The 22,998-nt window shown below is 32.4% G+C and carries 16 protein-coding genes and 1 other annotated feature; of the genes, 15 read left to right on the top strand and 1 reads right to left on the bottom strand.

Annotation, left to right across the window (positions count from 1 at the left end; all coding sequences use genetic code 11):
* Positions 1 to 62: 62 nt before the first annotated feature.
* From BW929_RS11505 to BW929_RS11485, 5 genes are all read left to right on the top strand, one after another.
* Entirely contained in the window at positions 63 to 530 is a 468-nt protein-coding gene (locus BW929_RS11505; protein ID WP_076545639.1) for a hypothetical protein, read from the top strand.
* Between the two features lie 211 nt (positions 531 to 741).
* Positions 742 to 952: a binding site (T-box leader), on the top strand.
* 103 nt (positions 953 to 1,055) lie between these two features.
* On the top strand, positions 1,056 to 2,324 hold the full coding sequence (serS, locus tag BW929_RS11500) for a serine--tRNA ligase (RefSeq protein ID WP_076545638.1): 1,269 nt from the start codon (positions 1,056 to 1,058) through the stop codon (positions 2,322 to 2,324).
* A gap of 254 nt (positions 2,325 to 2,578) precedes the next feature.
* Positions 2,579 to 3,229, top strand: coding sequence for a bifunctional 2-keto-4-hydroxyglutarate aldolase/2-keto-3-deoxy-6-phosphogluconate aldolase (locus BW929_RS11495; RefSeq protein WP_076545637.1), 651 nt, complete (start codon positions 2,579 to 2,581; stop codon positions 3,227 to 3,229).
* A 380-nt stretch (positions 3,230 to 3,609) separates the two neighbouring features.
* Positions 3,610 to 4,632, top strand: coding sequence for a sugar kinase (locus BW929_RS11490; RefSeq protein WP_076545636.1), 1,023 nt, complete (start codon positions 3,610 to 3,612; stop codon positions 4,630 to 4,632).
* Between the two features lie 107 nt (positions 4,633 to 4,739).
* Complete coding sequence (locus tag BW929_RS11485; RefSeq protein ID WP_076545635.1) at positions 4,740 to 5,699, top strand: sugar kinase; 960 nt, start codon at positions 4,740 to 4,742, stop codon at positions 5,697 to 5,699.
* 141 nt (positions 5,700 to 5,840) lie between these two features.
* Here the strand turns inward: BW929_RS11485 and BW929_RS11480 are convergent, their stop codons facing one another.
* Entirely contained in the window at positions 5,841 to 8,231 is a 2,391-nt protein-coding gene (locus BW929_RS11480; RefSeq protein ID WP_076545634.1) for a bifunctional diguanylate cyclase/phosphodiesterase, read from the bottom strand.
* A gap of 406 nt (positions 8,232 to 8,637) precedes the next feature.
* Between BW929_RS11480 and BW929_RS11475 the strand changes: the two genes are divergently transcribed.
* The 10 genes from BW929_RS11475 (at position 8,638) to BW929_RS11430 (ending at position 22,998) form a co-directional block, all read left to right on the top strand.
* The gene (locus BW929_RS11475; protein WP_076545633.1) at positions 8,638 to 10,902 is read left to right on the top strand and encodes an MEDS domain-containing protein; all 2,265 of its coding nucleotides are present in this window, start codon (positions 8,638 to 8,640) and stop codon (positions 10,900 to 10,902) included.
* A gap of 155 nt (positions 10,903 to 11,057) precedes the next feature.
* Positions 11,058 to 13,448 (top strand): ribonucleoside-triphosphate reductase, adenosylcobalamin-dependent, encoded by a 2,391-nt coding sequence (nrdJ, locus tag BW929_RS11470; protein ID WP_084566194.1) that lies wholly within the window; start codon positions 11,058 to 11,060, stop codon positions 13,446 to 13,448.
* A 305-nt stretch (positions 13,449 to 13,753) separates the two neighbouring features.
* Positions 13,754 to 14,917: a tetratricopeptide repeat protein gene (locus tag BW929_RS11465; protein ID WP_076545632.1), complete on the top strand. Its 1,164-nt coding sequence runs from the start codon at positions 13,754 to 13,756 to the stop codon at positions 14,915 to 14,917.
* A 28-nt stretch (positions 14,918 to 14,945) separates the two neighbouring features.
* Positions 14,946 to 15,326 (top strand): response regulator transcription factor, encoded by a 381-nt coding sequence (locus BW929_RS11460; RefSeq protein ID WP_076545631.1) that lies wholly within the window; start codon positions 14,946 to 14,948, stop codon positions 15,324 to 15,326.
* 2 nt (positions 15,327 to 15,328) lie between these two features.
* Entirely contained in the window at positions 15,329 to 16,393 is a 1,065-nt protein-coding gene (locus BW929_RS11455; RefSeq protein WP_076545630.1) for a HEAT repeat domain-containing protein, read from the top strand.
* A gap of 17 nt (positions 16,394 to 16,410) precedes the next feature.
* Complete coding sequence (locus BW929_RS11450) at positions 16,411 to 17,814, top strand: glycosyltransferase family 2 protein (protein ID WP_076545629.1); 1,404 nt, start codon at positions 16,411 to 16,413, stop codon at positions 17,812 to 17,814.
* 26 nt (positions 17,815 to 17,840) lie between these two features.
* Positions 17,841 to 18,842: a GGDEF domain-containing response regulator gene (locus BW929_RS11445; protein WP_084566192.1), complete on the top strand. Its 1,002-nt coding sequence runs from the start codon at positions 17,841 to 17,843 to the stop codon at positions 18,840 to 18,842.
* A 17-nt stretch (positions 18,843 to 18,859) separates the two neighbouring features.
* Positions 18,860 to 19,165 carry an Hpt domain-containing protein gene (locus tag BW929_RS11440; protein WP_076545628.1) on the top strand — a complete coding sequence of 102 codons (306 nt, stop codon included), beginning with the start codon at positions 18,860 to 18,862 and terminating at the stop codon, positions 19,163 to 19,165.
* Between the two features lie 10 nt (positions 19,166 to 19,175).
* Positions 19,176 to 21,614, top strand: a complete 2,439-nt coding sequence (locus tag BW929_RS11435; protein ID WP_076545627.1) for a response regulator — start codon at positions 19,176 to 19,178, stop codon at positions 21,612 to 21,614.
* A 16-nt stretch (positions 21,615 to 21,630) separates the two neighbouring features.
* Positions 21,631 to 22,998, top strand: coding sequence for an MATE family efflux transporter (locus tag BW929_RS11430; RefSeq protein WP_076545626.1), 1,368 nt, complete (start codon positions 21,631 to 21,633; stop codon positions 22,996 to 22,998).

Genomic DNA, 22,998 nt, shown 5'->3' with positions numbered 1-22,998 from the left:
ATAAGTTCTCAAATTTTTGCTTAGAATTTAATAATAATTTTTTAAATTATGAGGAGGCAAATATGATAAAAGATAAAGAAAGAGTTAACAAAAAGGTAACTGGAATCCTGGAAAAAGGCTATGAGGCTCATTATATGTTGAGAAGAGTGCTGCAAAATGACACCCTGTTTTTGGAAAATAAAGATATTATAGATGTAATCTTTATTCAAAGAAAAAGTATGGATTCTCCTGATTTAAAACCAGAGACAATTAGTCCAGCCAAGCTTTTAATAGCAACTAATTATGGTATTTTGTTTATGGAGGAAGGATTTAAAGAAATAAATGATAATTATCTTGGTTATAAATTAAAGAGAATTTATTATGATAAAATTGATAGTGTGGAGTTAGATATCTGCATGTTAAATGGAAATTTTAGAGTAATAACTGGAGGTAAGGAAAATTTTGTTGTAGAATTTAATACAGCAAGTTATTATAAGCAGTTTGAAGAATTTATGAAAATAATTCATGATAATATTACAGAAAATAAATGATTAACATTTTTTTAAGATTTGTAAAAAACAAAATGACTGTACTGTAAAAAGTATTTATAATAGTTTATTTTAGAGCAGCAGAATTAAAAAATCTAAAATTAAATAAAAAAATATTCTTTTTCAGTGCAGTTATTTTTATAAATTATTATTTTAACTTGAATTTAGAAATCTGCTGTAATATAATAGGCATAATAATTAAATAGCCAATTTTATAAAAGCTGAGAAAGACATTAGTAGATTAATTAACTGAAATTAGAGAGCTGATGGCTGCTGCAAATCAGTCAGTTAATTTTTCGAATCCAGTCTGGAGCTGTGAAGCTGAAAATATAATGATTAAGCTGAACCGGTTGGGCCCGTTAAAACTATTTAAGCGGCAGTTTTTCTGTCATTAGGGTGGCACCACGAGCAATCTCGTCCCTTTTTTAGGGAGAGATTTTTTTGTTTTTAAGATGATTTTTTAATTTTTTTTAAAAATCAGATCTATATCAATTTTGATTAAAAATAAATTTTAAGGGGGAATAAAAAATGTTAGATATGAGATTTATTAGAGAAAATCCAGAAGTTGTTGAAAAGGCTATGGAGAAGAGAAATATGGAATCACCGGTAGCAAAATTTCAGAAACTTGATGATAATAGGCGTGATCTTTTATACGAAGCGGAACAGTTAAAGCATAAGCGGAACGTTAATTCTGATAAAATTGGTGAGTTAAAAAGAAATGGTGAAGATGCATCTGATTTAATTTCTGAGATGCAGGAGGTTTCTGCTAGAATTAAAGAACTGGACCAGCAGGTGGCTGAAGTAGAAACAGAATTAAATGAACTGCTTTTATCAATTCCCAATATTCCACATCCAAGCGTACCTGTTGGAACAGATGAGGAGGACAATGAGGAGATAAGAAAATGGGGAGAACCCAGAAATTTTGATTTTGAATATAAAGCTCATTGGGATCTTGGTGAAGAGTTAGATATCTTAGATTTTGAAAGAGGAGGAAAGGTAACAGGTACTCGCTTTACCTTTCTTAAAGGGGCAGGTGCCAGACTGGAGAGAGCTTTAATTAACTTTATGCTTAATCTGCATACAGATGAACACGGTTATAAAGAGGTTTTCCCTCCATTTATTGCTAATGCTGACAGTATGACCGGGACTGGTCAGCTGCCTAAATTTAAAAAGGATATGTTTAAATTAGAAGGGCATGACTATTATTTAATTCCAACTGCTGAGGTACCAGTTACAAATATGTACAGAGACGAAATTTTAGATGTAGAACAGCTGCCTGAATATTTAACAGCTTACAGTGCCTGTTTTAGAGCTGAAGCTGGGGCACATGGTCGAGACACAAGAGGTATTATTCGTCAGCATCAGTTTAATAAAGTCGAAATGGTTAAGTTTGTTAAGCCAGAAGACTCTTATGATGAATTGGAAAAAATAACTGCTGATGCAGAGGACGTGCTGCAGAAATTAGAACTTCCCTATAGAGTAGTAAGTTTATGTACAGGAGATTTAACTTTCTCATCTGCAAAAACTTATGATTTAGAGGTCTGGATGCCGGCTTATGAAACCTACAGAGAGATCTCTTCCTGTTCCAATTTTGAAGATTTTCAGGCCAGACGGGCCGGAATTCGTTATCGTCCTGAGCCAGAAGCCAGTACAGAATTTGTTCATACTTTAAATGGTTCTGGTCTGGCAATTGGGAGAACAGTAGCTGCTATTCTGGAAAATTATCAAAATGAAGATGGGACAGTCACGGTACCAGAAGTTTTAAGACCATTTATGGGAACAGATACAATTAGATAATATTTTAACTTAAAAAGATAATATTGTAATTAAAAGGGCCCTTTTTAGGGCTCTTTCTGTTTTTTAAATAAAATTTTAAATTTTTTTCTAAAAAAAGAAGGAATATGGCTTTGAGTATAGAATAATATAAAACGAGATATAAATAAAACAGTGTTTTACTATTAGAAACACTGTCTTAAAATACCGGCTGAGAGATTCGAATAGGATGCTGAGCTGTTTCTGGAAAGTTTTAAAATTAAAAGGAGGCTTATTTAATGAGTAAAGTTGAAGATTTAAAGAGAATTGAAGAGACTGGGATTGTGGCTGTTGTTAGAGCTGAAAATGCGGAAAAAGCATTAAAAATTACTGAAGCTGTAAAAGCTGGTGGTATTGATGCAATTGAAATTACAATGACTGTTCCTGGAGCTGTAGATGTAATTAAGCAGTTAACTGATGAGTACAGCAGAGATGAAATTTTAATTGGTGCTGGATCAGTTTTAGATGCTGAAACTGCTCGTGCCTGTATTTTAGCTGGTGCAGAGTATATAGTTTCTCCATCACTTGATGAAGAAACTATTGCGATGTGTAACCGCTATCAAAAAGCTGTTATGCCTGGTGCAATGAGTGTAACTGAAGTAGTTAAAGCTATGAAATTTGGTGCAGATATTGTTAAGATATTCCCTGCTACTTTATTTGGTCCTAAGATTATTAAGGCTGTTAAAGGTCCTCTACCACAGGCACCTCTAATGCCTACTGGTGGAGTTAGTTTAGATAATGTTAAAGATTGGATTAAAGCTGGTAGTTTAGCAGTTGGTGTTGGTAGTTCTCTAAGTAAAGGTGCTAAGACAGGAGACTATGAGCAGGTAACAGAAACAGCTAAAGAGTTTATTAGATTGATTAAGGAAGCCAGAGCAGAAATGAATTAAATTTTTATTTCAGAATAATTTTTAAGAATAACTAAAATTCATCTCTCAGCTAACTCAGCTTACCTTCCCGATCAGCACCTCCTGTGCTGCGGTCAGCTCAAGACATCGTGTCTTTCGAGCTGAGTTAGCGGAGATATTCATTAAGTTATTCTAGTAAAAATTCTAATTCATAAAAATTTAATATCATTTCTTCTAGTTAAGAAGGGTGGGTTGGTTGCCCTCATATCTCTGAGAAGTTTAGCCAGCTGAAAGATCAATTTTACTGGCAGATGTAGATTCTATTTTGAATTGTTCATTTTGACACTGTTAAGTTTTTAATATAGGATTATCATTTATTTAAATCAAATTTAATTCAAAAATTATCAGGAGGTTTTTATATTATGTCTAAGAAAGTTGTTACTTTTGGAGAAATTATGTTACGTTTGACCCCACCGGATCATGAGCGTTTTATTCAGGCAGATACTTTTAACGTTATTTATGGTGGTGGAGAAGCAAATACTGCAGTATCTTTAGCTAACTATGGTTTAGATGCTCGCTTTGTTACTAAGTTACCTGATAACCCAATTGGTCAGGCAGCTTTAAATGAAGTACGTCGTTTTGGTGTTAAAACAGATTATATTGCTCGTGGTGGAGACCGTTTAGGAATCTACTATTGTGAAAATGGTGCCAGTCAGAGACCATCTAACGTAGTTTATGATAGAGCTCATTCTGCAATTGCTGAAGCTGAAAGTGCAGATTTTGACTGGGAAGAAATTTTTGCTGATGTAGACTGGTTCCACTATACTGGTATTACTCCTGCTTTAAGTGAGCAGATGTCTGATGTTACTTTAGAAGCTGTTAAGGCTGCTAAAAAACATGGTGTAAAAGTAAGCTGTGACCTTAACTACCGTGCTAAGCTCTGGAGCCGAGAAAGAGCTGGTAAGGTAATGGAAGGTTTAATGGAATATACAGATGTTGTAATTGCCAATGAAGAAGATGCCGAAATGGTATTTGATATTAAGAGTGGTTCTGATATTACTGGTGGTGACCTCAATGTTGAAGGTTATAAGGATGTTGCTAAACAGTTAATTGACCGCTTTGACTTAGAATTAGTAGGAAGTCACTTAAGAATTAGTCACAGTGCTTCTAATAATGGCTGGTTAGTTGTTCTCTTTGATGGAGAAAACTTTGTTCAGTCAACCAAATATGAAATCACTATTATTGACCGTGTGGGTGGAGGAGATTCTTTTGCCGGTGGTTTAATTTATTCTCTAGTAACTGGTAAAGAACTTCAGGAAGCTGCTGAGTTTGGTGCTGCCGCATCTGCTTTAAAACAGTCAATCCCTGGTGACTTTAACCATGTGAGTGTTAAAGAGGTAGAAACTCTAGCTGGAGGAAATGCTTCCGGTAGAGTTAAAAGATAAATAGTTAATAATTCTATTCCTTAAAGAAGGCTGCAGCTTCAGGCTGTGGCCTTTTTTTCAATTTTAGCATTAAATACAAATTTTTATTTTTTTAGGAGGAATTTCAAATGATTGATCTTGTTACTATTGGAGAGACAATGGCGGCTATGGCACCAGGTGAAGTAGGATCTTTAAAGTATTTAAATAATTTTTCTAAATATATAGCAGGAGCAGAATCCAATGTTGCAATTGGGGTCAGAAGACTTGGGTTCAATTCTGGCTGGATTAGTAAACTGGGTAAGGACCCTCTTGGAGATTATGTAGAATTTTTTGTGCGGGGTGAGGGAGTAGATGTCTCTCAGGTTAAAAGGGATAAAGATCACAGAACCGGATTATTGATCAAAGAGATGCATACAACCAAGGAACCAAAAGTTTTTTATTATCGTGATAATTCTGCTGCCAGTCATCTCAGCAAAGAAGATATAGATGAAAATTATATAAAAAATGCCAGACATCTTCATTTAACAGGGATTACCCCCGCTTTAAGCTCAAGTGCTCGAGAGGCATTTTTTGAGGCTTTAAAAGTGGCCAGGGAAAATAATTTAAAAATTTCTTTTGATCCTAATTTAAGACTTAAACTCTGGGATTCAATTGAAGAAATGAGAGAGGTCATGTTAAAGATTATTCCTCAGGTTAATGTTTTGCTCCCGGGAGTTGAAGAAGGAGAAATATTACTTGGACTTTCTGATCCAGAAGAGATTATTAAGGGCTTTTATGAAATGATGGACCCCGGTTCTCTGATAGTATTAAAAATTGGAGCAGAAGGAGCATTATATTATCAGGGGGATAAGATCGAGCATGTTGAACCGTACTGTGTTGATAATATTGTGGATTTAATTGGAGCTGGAGATGCTTTTGCAGCCGGTCTAATCAGCGGTCTCTTAAGAGAATTACCAATTAAAGAAGCTGTGGAACTTGCTAATTTAGTTGGAGCTCTCTGTATTACTGTTAAGGGTGACATAGAGGGGCTGCCCACCTGGGAACAGGTTGAGGTATATCAGGGTAAAAAAGATGAAATCCATCGTTAAAAAATAATACTTCCAGGTAGATAGTCTGTTTTACTGCTTTGGAGTGTCTACTCTGGAAGTATAATCTGATTTTGATAAAATAGATTTTTATTAATCAGTTTGTTTATCATAATAAAATTGTTTATTTTAAAAGATTTATGATTATAATTGATCTATTTTTTCAATTATTTGAGAAAAGACAAGAGGTTTGCTAAATATATATCCCTGTATATAATCACAGTTAGCAGTTTTTAACTTAGCTAACTGTTTTTCTGTTTCTACACCTTCAGCTACAACTGGTAATTCCATACTGTGGAACAAACTAATTAAACTATCAATAGTGTTAATATTATCATATTCTAAGAATTCTTCAATTAATATCTTATCTAATTTGACTTTTGAAAAAGAGATATAGGTTAAATAATTTAAAGAAGAATATCCGGTTCCAAAATCATCTAAAGCAAGTTTAATTCCCAGATCAGTAAGTTGATTCAAATAATTAATAGCCTTTTGTTCCTGATGAATTAGGAGACTTTCTGTAATTTCAATTTCTAAATTCTCAAAATTTACCTTATTTGCTCTCATATTTTCCTCAATAAAATTAATATAATCCAGATCATTTAACTGCTGCACAGAAAAGTTAATAGAGATTTTTAAAGATTTATTTTTTTTCTTGTTCAAAACAGCTAAATCTTTAATTGCTCTCTTTGTAACCCACCTTGATATTTCAATAATTAATCCACTTTCTTCTGCCACAGGAATGAATTCTGCAGGAGATATAGAATAATTTTTTAATCTAATTAGAGCCTCTAAAGTTTCCACATTTCCGGTTTTAGTGTTAACTTGAGGTTGATATTTCAATTTAAAGCCATTATTTTTAAGTGCCAGACGAAGAATTTTTCTGATATCCTGTTTATTCTTTATTTTATTAAACATATCAGGCTGGTAAAACAGATAATCCTGATTGTAGCTTTCTTTGGCCTGATACATTGCAGTGTCTGCCATTGTAATTAATTCGTAACTATCGTTAGAATCTTTTGGGAAACAGCTTATTCCTAAACTAAAATCAAGATAAAATTCACTTTCTTCAATTAAAAATGGCCTGGCTACCAAAGCTTCTAATTTATAAATATATTCCTTTATTTCATAACTCGAATTAATCCCTTTTAAAAGAAGCAAAAATTCATCCCCACCATATCTGGCGACAAAGACATTATCCGAAAAAGAATTGAGTAATAACTGACTAAATTTTTTTAATAGGTTATCCCCATATATGTGGCCAAAGGTGTCATTGATTTCTTTAAAGTTATCAAAATCAAGTAAAATAATGGAACCCTCATTTTTATTAGCTAAGACTGAATCTAATCTTTCCCTAAAATTTCTTCTATTAGCCAGTTGAGTTAAGGGATCATGATATGCCTGATACTCTAGATTTTCATTTAAAGCAGTAATTTCTTGATTATAGGCTTCTAACTGCTGATAAGCAGCAGAAATTTCTTCTGTCATATAATTAAAATTTTGAGCTAATTTGCCAATTTCATCTTCTCTATTACTATTAATTTGGACTTCAAAATCTCCCTTTGCTACCTTTATAATATTATTAATTAACTGATGAAGTGGTTTAAGTAAATATTTTTTGTTAATTAAATATACTGTTAGAATTAAAATAAATAATATTATTAAACTTATTTTAAAAATAAGAGATTTTAATTTATCTCTGACTAAAAAAGCTTCTTCTGTGTTAATTTGAGAAAAAATAATACTATTTAAACGATCCAGGGATACAAAAGAAGCTAAAATTTGTTCATCATCCCTTTTATAGTTCAAAGAACCAATCTGTTCATTATAAACTTGACCATAATTAAATAGATTATTGATATTATATTTATTTTTAACAAGTTCGAAATTGGGGTGAGCTATAATTTCTCCACTTTGATTGGCTATATATGTATAACCTGTTTGCCCCATTTTTTTACTGGCAATTGTACTGCTTAATTGATCAAGTAAAATATCACCCGCTAAAACTCCCAAGAGCTCTCCCTTTTCATTTTTAATTGGTAAAGCGACGGTGATCATAAGATACCTGTCATTTGCATCCAAATAAGAGTCTGTCCAGATTAACCTATCTTTTTTAACAGCCTTTTTATACCAAACTCTCTCTCCGGGATTATATTCTGAACTTAAATATACTCCAGGATGAATAATCATTTTACCATTGGTGTCTGCAAAATAAATATATTTAAAAACTGAATATTCTTCTTTAACCTGTTCTAACAATTCCAGAATTTCTTGATCGTTATCTAAATGGTGACCAATAAAAGAAGCTGTTAAATTAATAATATTTTCAGTATCATCTAAAAAGTCATTAACATTAGTTTTTAAAGACTTTGCATTTTCTAAATTAACTTCTTTAACCTGATCACTTATTTCTTCAGAAGCAAGTTCATTAATTGACCAACTTAAAATTGAAATAAAAATGATTAAAATTAAAATTATAATCCAGTTAACTTTAACTATTAAACTTTTATACCATTTAACCTGATTATTATCCATATAACAACGCCTTTCCCTATAAATATATCAGATTTATAAAAAATTGAGAAAAATCTTATTTTACAATTCGAGTATATTTATTTATCAATTTAATTATATTATAGATTTGCAGAATATTCCAGTCTTATATTATAGAGTAAAAAATGAAAATAAAAAGGGGAATAACTATTAATGAAGAATATTAATTAATAAGAAATTACTATATAAATACAAATCAACATAATTTTTTTATTATTCTCAAAATAAATTATTGCAAAGGCAGCGACTAAATAGTCAGAGTGTTTAATCACTGACTATTTTTACTGTTTAGATATTTAAAATTTATTAGCTTAAATAAAGGAATTAATAAATCTATAGTTAATTATAATAGTAATGATTATTAATTACAGTAAAAGAGGTGACATTGATGCCTAATTGGGAGAAAGAAATAAAGAATATTGATTTACTTTCTCAGGGAGACCATGCAGTTTTATTTTATGAAAAAAACAGTGATTGTTTAAATTCTGTACGAGACTTTGTAATTAATTCTTTAAAAGAAAATCAAAAATGCTATTATATTGATCAGGAAGAAAATCAGGAGCTTCTGTTAGCAGAATTAAAAAATACAGATCTGGATCTGGAGAAATATCTAGAAACCGGGCAATTTCTCTGTTTAAAAAAAGAAGAAATTTATGGAACTCCTTCAAATTTTAACGCTCAGAAAATGTTAAATTTACTTGAAGAAAGCGTTATTCTAGCTGAAAATGAAGGCTATAGTGGTTTAAGTATTACGGGAGAATTAACGGGAGTAGTTGACTTTAGTGGGGGCAAGGAAGAAATAATAAAATATGAGTGGCAGCTTAACGATCGAATTTTTAAAAAATATCCTGTAACTGCACTTTGTAGATATAATATTAATCAGTTTGATAATCAAATAATCAAGGCGGCAGTTGAACTCCATGACTACATTGTCTGGAGAGGAGAATTACATGAAAATCCTTATTATATTGATCCCGAAGGTTATCGCCAGAATAAAATAGAAGAATATGAAATAAAAAGCTGGCTCAAAAATATTAGTGAATATCAAAAAAAAGAAAGTCTTTATAGAAAGGCTATTAATCAGAGTCAAAAAAGATATTTAAGACTTTTTAATAATTCACCGGTAGGAATTATCAAAACTACTTCTCGGGGGAAAGTGCTGCATATAAATCAGAGAATGGCAAAAATAGCTGGCTATGATAGTGTTTATGAAGTGATCAAAAAATACGATAATCTTGGTACTGAATTTTATGTTAACTTTGAGCGGAGAAATGATTTTTTAACTGAATTGAGAAATAACGATGAAGTTGAGAATTTTGAATTTAAAGCTAAAAAGAAGAATGGTGAACATATCTGGCTTAATATGAATGCCAAAATTATTAAAAGAAATAATGACGGCAGCTTTATCATAGAGGGTTTTGTTTTTGATATTAGTGAAAAAAAAGAGTATGAAAAAGAAATTAAGCGAAGAAAGGAAGAATTATCTGCTTCAAACCAGCAGCTGCAGGCCTATAATGAGGAAATTATGTCAATGAATGAAGAACTTGAGGATTCTTTTAAAGAGCTGGCAGATTTAAATAATAGATTTGAAAAAATGATTAGTTTAGTTTCGGATATAGAAAATTTAAGTACAATAAGTGAAGAAGAATTTCTGAGTAAAATTTTAAAACAGGCTGTTACAATAATTCCGGAGGCTGCTGCAGGCAGTGTTTATACTTTTGGACAGGAAAATGTTCAATTTGTAGATTGTATTGGGTATGATCTTGGCAATTTAAAGCAGAATGAGATTAAAAATGAAGCTTTTTATAATTACAATTCAGCTATAGAAACTATGACAGCCGCCGAAATTAAAGCGAGAAATAAACAATATATGCAGCCGGAAGATTTTGAAAGTTTAAAGGCGGAAAGTTTGGATAAGATTAAAGAAATAATGTATTTTGATTTAGAACTAAATGGAGAAAAAAAGGCCGGTGTCACTCTGGATATCAAAGCTGACAGCACAAATACATTTACTATTAATTCGAAAAAAATATTTAGAGCTTTTTATAATATAGCATCTTCTTTTTATAAATTAAAAGAATATAACCTGCTTCAGAACAATTTTACCCGGGAGATTATCTCGTCTACTATTAAAATGCTAGAAATGTATGATTTATATACCCGGGGGCATTCGGAAAATGTAGCAGAACTGGCAGTACAAATAGCGGAAGAAATGGGGCTATCACAAAACATTGTTGATAATATATACTGGACCGGTCTTGTTCATGATATTGGTAAAATGTTAATTCCATTGGAAGTATTAAACAAAGAGGGAAAACTTAGCAAAAGCGAATATGAGCTTATTAAAGAACATCCGGTTCTTGGCAGTAATGCACTAAAAAGCTCAAGTTCATTAAAACAGTTAGCTGATTATGTACGCTATCATCATGAACGCTGGGATGGAAGAGGCTATCCGGATGGACTTAAAGGTGATCAGATTCCAATTGAATCTCAGGTTATCTGTGCAGCGGATGCCTGGGATGCAATGCGTTCTAAAAGAACTTATCGAGAACCCCTTACTTTTAATCATGCTCTGGCAGAAATCAAAGATAATAAAGGTTTACAATTTGCGCCGGATGTAGCAGAAGCTTTGATAAATGTTTTAGAAATTTAATATCTAAATATTAAATAATCGATGATCTTTAGGAGTGTTTTTATGAAAAAAGAAGAATTACATAAAATTATTAATTTTAGACTTAAATTGACTTCTTTTATATGTTATAATTATATTTCAGAAATATTTATTGAAATTCCAAGGAGGTTTTTATTTTGAGTAAATCCGACATGACGGTAATCAAGCGGGATGAGAGAGAAGTAGCTTACAGTCGGGATAAGATAACTAAGGCGATTTACCGGGCAATGGTCGAATCTGGTGAAGATGCGACTGAAGATGATGCAGAACAGGTTGCCTTAGATGTAGAAACAGAACTTATTACAGAGTTTTATAATCAGGATCAGATACCAAAAGTGGAAGAAATTCAGGATTTAGTGGAAGAAAAATTAATGAAGGCTGCCTATGTAACAACAGCCAAAGCTTATATTTTATACAGAAATAAAAGACAGCAGTCAAGATTATCCAGAAAACAGGAGAAAGAAAATCCGCTCTTAACAAATGAATTTTTAAGTAAGTATAAACACCAGCCCAATCCTTTTCCAACTGAGCTGGGAGAATTTATTTATTATAGAACATATTCACGCTGGTTAGAAGAGGAGCAGCGTCGTGAGTACTGGTGGGAAACTGTAAAAAGAGCTGTGGAATATAACTGTTCCTTAGCTCAGACAACAAAAAAAGAAGCAGAAAAACTTTATGATAATGTTTATAACTTAAGAAACTTTCTGGCAGGTCGTACACTCTGGACAGCTTCTACAGAGTCCTCTAAGAAATATGGAATGTCAAACTACAACTGTTCTTTTACAGTTATTGACAGTTTTAAAGCCTATCAGGATTTGTTTTATCTTTTAATGATTGGTTCAGGTGTTGGCTTCCGCGTGCTTCCGCGTGATGTGGAGAAGTTGCCTAAAATTAGAACGGATATTGAAGTTATTCATAAATATTATGAGCCTGTAGATAAAGAAGAAAGAAGAGAATATACAGATTTTGATTTTGATGAAGATGATGTAGTAACAATTAATGTTGGTGACTCAAAAGAAGGCTGGATTCAGTCACTGGAATATTATTTTAAGTTCCTGGTTGACCATGCCTATCGTCCGCTAAAAAGAATTATTTTTAATTATGATTCTGTGCGTCCAAAGGGAGAAAAGCTTAAGACTTTTGGTGGTACAGCTTCTGGACATCAGAGTTTAAAGCGGATGTTTACTAAGATTGATAAATTATTAAAAGAAAAGCCGGACCGTGATTTAGATGATATTAATCGGGTTAAACTAAAGCCAATTGATGCTATGGATTTAGCCAATATTGTAGCGGAAAATGTGGTTTCAGGTGGAGTTAGACGCTCATCTCAGATCTGTCTCTTTAGTGCTGATGATAAAGAAATTGCTCAGGCTAAAAGTAATTTATATGTCAAAGAAGATGATGAGTGGGTAATTAATAAGGAAATTTCTCACCGCCAGATGAGCAACAATAGTATTTTCTACGAAGGTAAGCCTTCTAAAGAACAATTAAAGTGGCATGTTAAGCAGATGCGCTTTAGTGGTGAACCTGGCTTTATCAATGCTGTGGAAGGAAGTCGCCGCCGTGAAAACTTCAAAGGAGTTAACCCCTGTGCAGAAATTCTGCTTGATTCCAGAGGGGTCTGCAATTTAACTTCTTTAAATGTGATGGCCTTTGTTGATGAGGAAGGTAATCTGGATAAAAAATCAATGTTTGAATCTCAGAAACTTTCTGCCAGAGCTGGTTACAGAATGGCTCTAATCGAGTTTGAATTACCGGAGTGGGATCAGATCAACAAACGGGATCGATTGATTGGAACTTCTCTGACTGGTTGGCAGGACATGAAAAATGCTGCTGATTTAAATGAAGCTCAGGAAGCTCAGCTGCTGGAAGAACTGCGTGAGATTGCACATCAGGCTGCAAGAGAAATTGCCAAAGAGGTGGGAGATAATGAACCTAAACTGATTACAACTGTTAAACCTGAGGGAACTCAGACTCAGATGCCTACAGTTTCCAGTGGTCTTCATTATTCACACAGTGCCCATTATGTTCGCCGGGTAAGAATTTCTGCTTCTGATCCGCTGGCCCGGGTCTGTGAAGAATTGGACTATCCTATTCATCCAGAAGTGGGTCAGGATCCAGATGATCCAGAAACTTTAGTGGTAGAATTCCCTGTTAAAGCTCCTGAAGGACAGGTTAAAGGAGATGTGAATGCAATTGATCAGCTGGAAACTTATAAGATGTTTATGGAAAATTATGTTGATCATAATGCTTCAATTACTGTTCATGTTCGTGATGATGAATGGGAAGATGTAGAAGAATGGCTCTGGGAAAACTGGAACAGCGTAGTTGGTATTTCCTTTATTTCCTACAATGATAACTTCTATGATCTGATGCCTTATGAAGAAATTACAGAGGAAGAATACAATCAGCGGGTGGAAGAGATGGAGCGCTTTAATCCTTCCTTAGTATCTAAGTACGAAACAGAGTATTTAGAAAGAGAACTCGATGAATCTTCCTGTGAAGGAGGAGCCTGTCCGGTAAGATAAAGTACAGGTGCCGTGTAAAACTTGATTTATGAATAAAAATGTCGAAAAACATTTTTATTAGATAATATAATTTAATTCTAAGCCTACCTTAACTGGTAGGCTTTTTCTATAGTTATCAATCTTACAGACTTTTTTTAGTAAATTTAATATAATAATGGTATAATAACCTAAAAGAAGATAAAAGCAGATTAAGTATTAGTTCCAGAATAAAAAGAGGAAATACAGAATTTATAAATAAGTTTATATATAATAGCAATTATGGATTTAAAAATAATAATCTATACCAGATATAGGGTGATAAGTAGATGCTGAAAAAAATAATAATTCTGCTCTTTATTTTTGTGTTTTTAAGTAGCAGCTGTATATTAGCTTCAGATATAAGTTTAGAAAATATACAGAAATTAATTGCAGAAAATAATAATAAGCAGGCCTTAGAAATTTTGACAGAGAATAATCTGAATAATAATCCTGATCTTCTCTATTACAAAGCTCTTCTGTTGAGCTGGGAAAAAGAATATGTAGAATCCGAAAAAATTTTGCTGCAATTAATTGATGATTATCCGGAAAGGCTTGAATTTTATAATCATTTAGCCCGGATATATGGCTGGCAGCGGAAATTTGAAAAGGCCAAAAAAATTATTGCAAGAGCCCAGCAAAGGGAATATTCTTCAACCAGAATGGCTCTTTTAGCCAGACATGCAGAATGGCAGGGTAACTGGTTTGAAGCACAAAAATTGATTAAAATCGCTCTAACTAAAGCAGAATCAAATGAATTAAAAAATGAATATCAAAGCCGATTAAAGATAATTAATCAGAAAATCAGGACAGAATTATTTATAAAAGGTAAATTTATTTATTCTCCAGCTGCCAGGGACGATATAAGTTTGCGACTTGGTTTAGAAAAGCCATTAAATGATGGTATTAATTCTGAAATTTCTGCTGGTGTAAATCATTTTAAAGATGAGTTTAATTTGCTTTTAGGCGCAGAAATTGAATTAGCTCCTCCTTTGCTTTTTAATAAAACAAATTTTAGTTCTACTTTTAACTTCTATCAGGGGGATAGTAAGGATAAAATTGAATTAAATAACAGTCTTAATTACTTCTTTAATTCCAAAAATAGAGCCGGCATCAGCTTTGAGATAGTAAAAGATGATGCTAGTTATCAAAACCTTGAATTAGAATATGAACATAGATTTAAAAAAATAATAATGGTATTAAAAAATTCGTCAAGGCATTATTCCACTGGTTGGATTTCTGATTTTTCCCAGCATTTAGATTTTTATTATCCGCGTGATAATTATCTTTTAAATTTTAGAATAAGTCATTATCAGGATGGAGAAAATTTATTTAGAGTCGGTTTTGAATTTTCTAATCTATTTTCTGAGCATAAATATTCTTTCGAAAATCTTAATCTCTGGTTTAATAATCAGCAGACTGGTAATTTAGATTTTAGATTAAATTTAAGATAAAAAGAAAATGTTTAAAGGTGGGGTTATAATGGGAGATGAGAGAGATTATAAGATTTTGATTGCTGAAGATGATGAGTCAATTTCACGATTAATATCTTATAAGTTTAAAAATCAAAATTTGGAAAGTGAAGTAGTTACTGATGGTGATCAGGTGCTGCCGGAAATAGAAAAGGGTGTCTATGATGCTTTAATCTTAGATCTCATGCTGCCGGTTTTAGATGGGATGAGTATTTTAAATAAAATTAGGGAGAATAATATTGAAATACCAGTTTTAATATTATCGGCCAGGAGCCAGGAAAAAGATATACTCAAAGCACTTAAAAGCGGAGCTGATGAGTACTTAACCAAACCTTTTAGACCGGAGGAATTAATTATTAGATTAAAAATGCTGCTGGATGGAGTTGATTAATTTTGCGCACTATTTTATATTATGCTGCTTCGGTCATAATGTTTTTAATAGTCCTGGTGATATTAACTATTATAGTTTATCATTTAAAAAACAGGAGAAAAGAAAAAAAATATCAAAATCAAAAGAAAAAGTGGGAGCATTATTTATTTAAATATCTGGCAGAAGAAATAAATGTTGAAGAAGCAGCTTTAAAATTAAACAGTAATTATTTTTATTTATATGATTTTATAAAACCTTATTTAAAAAACTTAAAGGGCGATGATTTTGAAAAAATAAAGCAACTTGTAAAAGAAAATGGAATGAATAAATTTTTTTTAGAAAAGCTGGAGCAGGGGAGAAAAGAAGAAAAAATAAAAGCAGCTGTTTTTCTGGGTAAAGTTGAAGAAAAAAAGGCACTGCCATTACTGGAAATTTATCTTGATTCAGATAATAAAGATTTACAGACAGTCAGTATCTGGGCGATTGCTGACATTGGAGAACAGCGTCTTTTCTTTAAGATTTTAAAAATCGTTTTGAAGGAAAGCAGATTTACGTTTGAAATTTTAACGGAAATATTAATTAGATTTGGTAGAGATATCTGTGGAGAAATAGAGACTTTTTTAAAAGAAAATTTTTATCAAGAAAATAAATTAGAAGTTATTCTCGGGGTACCAGAATATCAAGCTCTTTCTCTGTTTTTTGACATATTTGGCTATTATAGATATCATCCAGGAGTTCAATTAATGGAGCCAGTTTTAATACCGGAATATAATAATGAAGTATTAATTCATATATTTAAATCACTGGTAAAGATGGAATATCCAGTTGATAAAGATTTAAGTGTTTTTTTAAGTCATGATGACTGGGTTGTAAGAAGTCAGACCGCTCGTTATATTGGTGTGATAAACGCTGACGGGTATTTAGAAGAACTGCAGGTTTTAATTAACGATTCAAACTGGTGGGTTCGCTATTATTCTGCCTGGGCTATTTTAAAAACTGGGAATATAGATGTTTTAAAAGATATCATTAAGAGTGAAAAAAAGGGGAAAGAAATGAGCGAATATGTTTTAGCTCAAAATAATATTTAAAAACGTAGGTGAAGGTAGTGGAGAACTTCTATTATTTTTTATTAGTATTTGACTATTTTGCAGTTTTATACTTCTTTTTAGTTAATGGGACATATATTTTTTTAAATGTGAAGGCCTTTTTTTCAATTAAAAATTACTGGACTTCCAGAGAGATAATTGATATTGAAAATTTATTTCAGAGTGAGTTCTATAAACCGGTGTCAATTATAATTCCGGCCTACAATGAGGAATTAACAATTGTCGATAATATTATTTCTATTTTATCACTGCAGTATCCGGAACTGGAAGTGATTGTTGTTAATGATGGATCAAAAGATAATACAATTGAAGAATTAAAAGATTATTTCAGTCTAGTTGAATCAAGCAGAACTTACAGAGATGATCTAGCAACTCAGCCGGTAAAGAAAGTTTATGACTCTCTTGATTATCCAAATCTAGTAGTTATTGATAAAGAAAATGGAGGTAAAGCTGATTCGCTCAATGCAGGCATAAATATTGCTCAATTTCCCCTGGTCTGTAATATAGATGCAGATTCTCTGATAGATGATCAGGCATTACAAAAAATTGTAGAACCTTTTTCTCGTGACTGGCGGGTTATAGCTGCAGGAGGAACGATCAGGGTTGCTAATGAGTGTGGAATTAAAGGTGGGCAGGTTAAAAAAGTCAGGTTATCTAAAAAACCAATTGTCAGGTTTCAAGTTTTAGAATATTTAAGAGCTTTTTTATTTGGACGAGTAGGTTGGGCTTCTCTTAACAGTTTATTGATTATTTCGGGTGCTTTTGGAGTTTTCAAACGTAAATATTTACTTAAAGTAGGTGGCTACAGCACCAGGACAGTTGGCGAAGATATGGAACTCGTTTTAAAACTAAATAAAGAGATGCAGAAAAGTGATCGAGATTATCGAGTGCTGTTTTTTCCGGACCCTGTCTGCTGGACTCAGGTTCCAGAAGAGATTAAAATTCTTTCCAGCCAGAGAAGGCGCTGGCAGAGAGGCCTGGGACAGAGTCTGTTGATGAATAAAGAAATATTTTTTAATAAAAATTATGGATTATTGGGTCTCTTTACCTATCCATTTTACTTTTTTGTAGAACTTTTAGGGCCTGTTATTGAAATTTTGGGTTATATAAGCATTATTTTAACAGTAGTTATCAGGGGTAGAATCAATGAGGTAGTTATCCTCTTTTTTATAACAGCTATTTTAATGGGGGTACTCTTATCTATTCTCTCACTGTTTTTTGAAGAGATGACTTTTCATAAATACACAAAATTGAAAGATAAATTAAGCTTGGTCTTCTATGCTTTTTTAGAAAATTTTGGCTACCGCCAGCTGCATACTTTCTGGAGATTGAGAGGTTTATTTGATCTATTTTCTAAAAAAGAAAGCTGGGGAAGTCAAAAAAGAAAAAAATTTAATGATTAGTAATTAGATATTTAAACTTTGCTGAGGTGGTAAAAATAAACATTTTAGTTGTTGATGATGACCGGGATATTAAATTGTTATTAGAGAGTTATTTAAAAAAATTAGAAGTTGATAGGATTCATTTTACAGAAACTGCGGCCGAAACCTATGAATTCCTGAATTTAAAGGATAAAAATAATGAAGCTAAAATTGATTTAATTATTCTGGACATCATTTTAGAGGATGAAGATGGGATTGCAATTTGTAAAAAAATAAAAAGTTCAGAAACTTATCAAGAAATTCCTGTAATAATGGTGACTGCCCAAAAAGCTTCAAAATTTTTAAAGAGGGCTTTTGAGGCTGGTGCCTTTGACTTTATAAAAAAACCAATAAATAAGATTGAGTTTATGGCCAGAATTAATTCTGCCATAAAATTAAGAAAAGAAATGAAAAAGAGAATAAAAAGGGAAGAAGAGCTGCTTAAAATATCAGCTAAATTGAAAGCAGTAAATAAAAAATTAGAAAAAATAGCTCTTCAGGATGGATTAACAGGTCTGGCAAATCGAAGGCTATTTGATAAAACTTTAAAGGATGAACTAAATCGAGCTAAAAGAAATAAAAATAGTTTAGCTTTAATTATGGCTGATATAGATAATTTTAAGGTTTATAATGATACTTATGGTCATCAGCAGGGAGATGAGTGTTTAAAAAAAGTTGCTTCAGTTTTAGCTAAAAATGCCAAAAGAGCTTCGGATTTTTCCGCCCGTTATGGTGGAGAAGAATTTGCTGTTATTCTGGCTGATACAGATAAAGATGGGGCAGTAAAAGTTGCTGAAAATATTAGAGAAGATATTAGAGAATTAGAAATTGAACATCAAAATTCGAATACCGATAAATATGTTACTTTAAGTCTGGGAGTAAGCTGTATTAAAGTAAAAAGAGAAATAACGGAAGAACTGGTTAATTCCTTTATAGAAAAGGCTGATCAGGCATTGTATCAGGCTAAAGAAAAAGGAAAAAATAGAGTAGTTTATCTTGACTTTGAATAAATTTAAGGAGTTTTAAAATGAAGAAAAATAAAGTATATATTGATCAGGATCTTGAGACTTTAATCCCTCAATATTTAGATAATAGAGAAGAAGATATTAGAAGATTAAAGACTTTAATAGAAGCAGAAAATTATGAAAAAATAAGAATAATTGGACACAGTCTTAAGGGGTCTGGTGGTGGCTATGGTTTTGATTATTTAACTGAATTAGGGAGTCAGATAGAAAAAAATGCAGAACTAAAAAACAGAGAAGATATTGAGCTAATTATTAATAAATTAGAGAATTATCTGGATAATTTAGAGATTATTTATCAGGAAGATTAGGGGGGATATAGTGGTAGAGCTTAATTTTGAGCAGGGTTATCAAATATTATTTAATAATACTCAGGATGCACTTTTTATAATGGAAGTGGATGAAAATCAGGATCTTCGATTTTTGAAATTAAATCCAGCTCATGAGAATTTAACAGGTTTAAAAACCGAAGATGTTGCCGGTAAAACACCAGTAGAAGCAGTTGGCCCGGAGATTGGAGAAATTGTAGAGTCACATTATCGGGAATGTCTGGAGAAAAAAGAAACCATAAGTTATGAAGAAGTTTTAGATCTACCCTCTGGCAAAAAAACCTGGGCTACCCAATTGAGTCCTGTTATAAACGAAGGAAAAGTTACTCATATTGTTGGTAGTGCCAGAAATATAACTGAAAGAAAGAAGTTAGAAATGGAAAATAGAGAGCTAAGTCAGCGCTATAAGCTGGCTACAGAGGCTGCTGGAATAGGTGTCTGGAAATTAGATTTAAAAGACAATTTTTTGCTCTGGGATCAGCAGATGAATAAGATTTATGAATTAACTTCTGAAGAAAATAAAACTTTCCAGGCCTGGGTTAAACATCTTCACCCCGAAGATAAAGAAAGAGTAGTCGCTAAATTTAATCGCGCCCTGGATAAGGAGAATATTTTTGAAGATGAGTTTAGAATCAAAACAGATTCCGGTAAGATAAAACATATCAAAGCTTTTGGTAAATCAATTTATGACAGTGGTAAGAAAGTTATTGGGGTAAATTATGATATTACTGAAAAAGTTAAGGCCTTAAAAGGTTTGGAAGAATATTCGAAGGAACTTAAAATAAAAAATATTGAATTAGAGCAGGCGAGAGATAAAGCCTGGGAAGCTTCCAGAGCTAAATCTGAATTTCTGGCTACAATGAGTCATGAAATAAGGACTCCGATGAATTCTATTATTGGAATGGCAGAATTGCTTTTAGAAACTGATTTGAGTAAACAGCAGCAAAAATATGTTGATATTTTTCAGAAGGCAGGGGAAAGTCTTTTAAATTTAATAAATGATATTCTTAATCTATCAAAAATTGAGGCGGGAAAGATAGAATTAGAAAAGAAGAAATTTAATCTGATTGAAACTGTGGAAAGTATTGCAGAGATGATAGCGGTTAGAGCTTATAAAAAAGGGCTTGAGATGCCTTTAAGAATTTCTTCTGAGGTTCCTCAATGTGTGATAGGCGATCCAGAAAGGCTGAGACAGATATTAATTAACCTGCTGGGTAATGCGGTGAAATTTACTGAGCAAGGAGAAATCTTTTTAGATTTAAGAATAGAATCTAATTTTAAATCTGAAAGTAAAAAGATGATTACTTTCATGGTAAAAGATACCGGCATTGGTATTGAAGAAGAAAAGCAGGAAACAATATTCAATCATTTTACTCAGGCAGATTCGTCCAGTACCCGAAAATATGGGGGAACTGGTTTAGGTCTGACTATTTCTAAACAGTTAGTAGAACTTATGGGAGGTAAAATCTGGGTAAAAAGTCAACCAGGTCTGGGCAGTACTTTTTATTTTTCAATACCATTTAAGGTAGCTGAAAAAACCACAGTTAAATTTGAGAAAAAGAAAAATATTAATTTTGATAGCATAAGTATTTTGGCTGTAGATGATAATCCAACTAATTTATTTATACTGGAAGAAATGCTCTCTGACAAGGGAGCAATAGTTGAGACTGCAGGTAGTGGAGAGGAAGCTCTATCTGCTCTGAAAAAAAGTATTAGCAGTAATAATCCTTTTAAGATAATTTTGATGGATAATTTTATGCCTCAAAAAACTGGATTAGAAACTGCCCGTGAGATTAAAGAAAAATATGAATTAAATAACATTAAAATAGTTATTACTTCATCTGATTTTGAAAATAAATATATTGAGGCTCAAAAAGAATATATTGATGATTATATTATGAAACCAATCAGAAAAAAGGAGCTTTTTTCTTTATTAAACAGGTTAACTGATGAAATTGGGAAAAGCAGGAATAAAGCAAGTAAAAAGAATAAAAAATCAGATCAAGGGGCCCTAGAGTTAGATAAAAAAACAACTGCAGCCTCTGATTTAGGGGATAAAGAAAAGAAATTACTAATAGTAGAAGATAATGCAGATAATAGAATGTTAATTAGGGCTTATTTAAGTAAATCAGATTATGAGGTTGAAATGGCGGTAAATGGGCTTGAAGGTGTAGAAAAAATTGAAAAAAATAATTATGATCTTGTGCTGATGGACATTCAGATGCCTAAATTGGATGGATACCAGGCAATTAGAAGAATTAGAGAAATGGAAAAAGCAGATAAAATTAACAGGAATAAAATAATTGCGCTAACGGCTTATGCACTGGATTCTGATAAAGAAAAAGCTCTTCAGGCTGGTTTTGACGGTCATTTAACTAAACCAATAAAAAAGGAAAAACTTTATAAAACGATAAATGAATATCTTGATTGAATAATGGAGGGTTAGTATGGCATTAAAATCAAAATCTGCTCGGATGGGTAATGAACCAATCTTAAAGTTGCTTTTTAAATTATCGGTACCTGCAATAATTGGAATGATTATTCAGGCAATGTATAATATTGTTGACAGTATTTATGTGGGCCGCCTCAGCACAGATGCTCTTTCGGCTTTATCTATTTCTTTTCCGGTCCAGATGTTTTTAATTGCAATTGGGGTAGGTACCGGTGTGGGAACAAGTTCTTTAATATCAAGACTTTTAGGTAGAGGAGAAAAATGCAGGGCGAATAATGTAGCGGAACATGTCTTTTTTATCGCTATTATTTATGGAATTCTGGGTGGTTTAATTGGTATTTTCTTTTCTGAAAATATTATAAGATTGTTTACTGATAATCCAGTTTTGATTGATCTTGGTTATCAGTATATAAATATTATTTTAACTGGCTCAATTGCAATTTTTATACCCGCTACTTTTAATTATATTCTGCGGGGAGAGGGAAACACATTTTTACCAATGCTGACAATGATTATTGGAGCAGTTTTGAATATGATTATTGATCCTTTTTTAATTTTTGGACTTGGTCCTTTTCCACAGCTGGGGGTAGCTGGTGCTGCCTATGCAACAGTTTTTTCTCGGATTATAGGTGGAATCTTTATTATTTCTGTCTTATTTAGTGATAAGAATGAGCTGACTTTAAGACTGGAAGATTTTGAATTCGATTTTCAGATTATTAAAGAAATCTATAATGTAGGTATTCCGGCAATGGCTAATAGACTTCTGTTTAGTGTTTCAATTGTATTTATTAATTTAATTCTTGGTGCCTTTAATTCGACCGCCATTGCAGTAATGGGTTTGATTTTTAGAATGCAGTCTTTCTTTTTAATGATGGTTTTTGGTCTGACCCAGGGATATCTGCCGCTGGTAGGATATAATTATGGACATAATAATCCGGAGAGAATGAAAAAGACAATTTTAATTGGAAGTTCAACTGCTCTTGCCTTTGGTACTTTAGGTTTTATTGTTTTCCAACTTTTTCCAACAGCGATCATTAAATTATTTAACAGTGACCCAAAACTTTTAAATATAGGAGTTGAAGCTTTACAGAAGGTTAGTCTTTCCTATTTCTTTATGGTTTTAAATATTATTGGAGTCGCTACATTTCAGGCTGTTGGTAAAGGAATGCCCAGTTTTGCTATTACATTTTTAAGACAGGCAATTCTCTTAGTCCCCGGGATGTATATTCTGGGAGAGTTATCCGGCCTTGATGCCACCTGGTTTGCTTTTCCGATGGCTGAATCAATTTCGTTTGTGATTCTTGCAATCTGGCTGAGTTATGTTATTAAAAAGTCAGTAGCCGAAATGAGAGAAACTTTGTAA

The organism is Halanaerobium kushneri (genome assembly GCF_900156285.1).
Lineage (GTDB): Bacteria > Bacillota > Halanaerobiia > Halanaerobiales > Halanaerobiaceae > Halanaerobium > Halanaerobium kushneri.
This window is presented reverse-complemented; position numbering and strand designations above follow the sequence as displayed.

Coding starts and splice junctions, on each gene's coding strand:
- BW929_RS11475 (WP_076545633.1), top strand. CDS start 8,638: ATGCCTAATTGGGAGAAAGAAATAAAGAATATTGATTTACTTTCTCAG.
- BW929_RS11485 (WP_076545635.1), top strand. CDS start 4,740: ATGATTGATCTTGTTACTATTGGAGAGACAATGGCGGCTATGGCACCA.
- BW929_RS11490 (WP_076545636.1), top strand. CDS start 3,610: ATGTCTAAGAAAGTTGTTACTTTTGGAGAAATTATGTTACGTTTGACC.
- BW929_RS11440 (WP_076545628.1), top strand. CDS start 18,860: ATGAAGAAAAATAAAGTATATATTGATCAGGATCTTGAGACTTTAATC.
- BW929_RS11465 (WP_076545632.1), top strand. CDS start 13,754: ATGCTGAAAAAAATAATAATTCTGCTCTTTATTTTTGTGTTTTTAAGT.
- BW929_RS11505 (WP_076545639.1), top strand. CDS start 63: ATGATAAAAGATAAAGAAAGAGTTAACAAAAAGGTAACTGGAATCCTG.
- BW929_RS11480 (WP_076545634.1), bottom strand. CDS start 8,231: ATGGATAATAATCAGGTTAAATGGTATAAAAGTTTAATAGTTAAAGTT.
- BW929_RS11430 (WP_076545626.1), top strand. CDS start 21,631: ATGGCATTAAAATCAAAATCTGCTCGGATGGGTAATGAACCAATCTTA.
- BW929_RS11495 (WP_076545637.1), top strand. CDS start 2,579: ATGAGTAAAGTTGAAGATTTAAAGAGAATTGAAGAGACTGGGATTGTG.
- serS (WP_076545638.1), top strand. CDS start 1,056: ATGTTAGATATGAGATTTATTAGAGAAAATCCAGAAGTTGTTGAAAAG.
- BW929_RS11460 (WP_076545631.1), top strand. CDS start 14,946: ATGGGAGATGAGAGAGATTATAAGATTTTGATTGCTGAAGATGATGAG.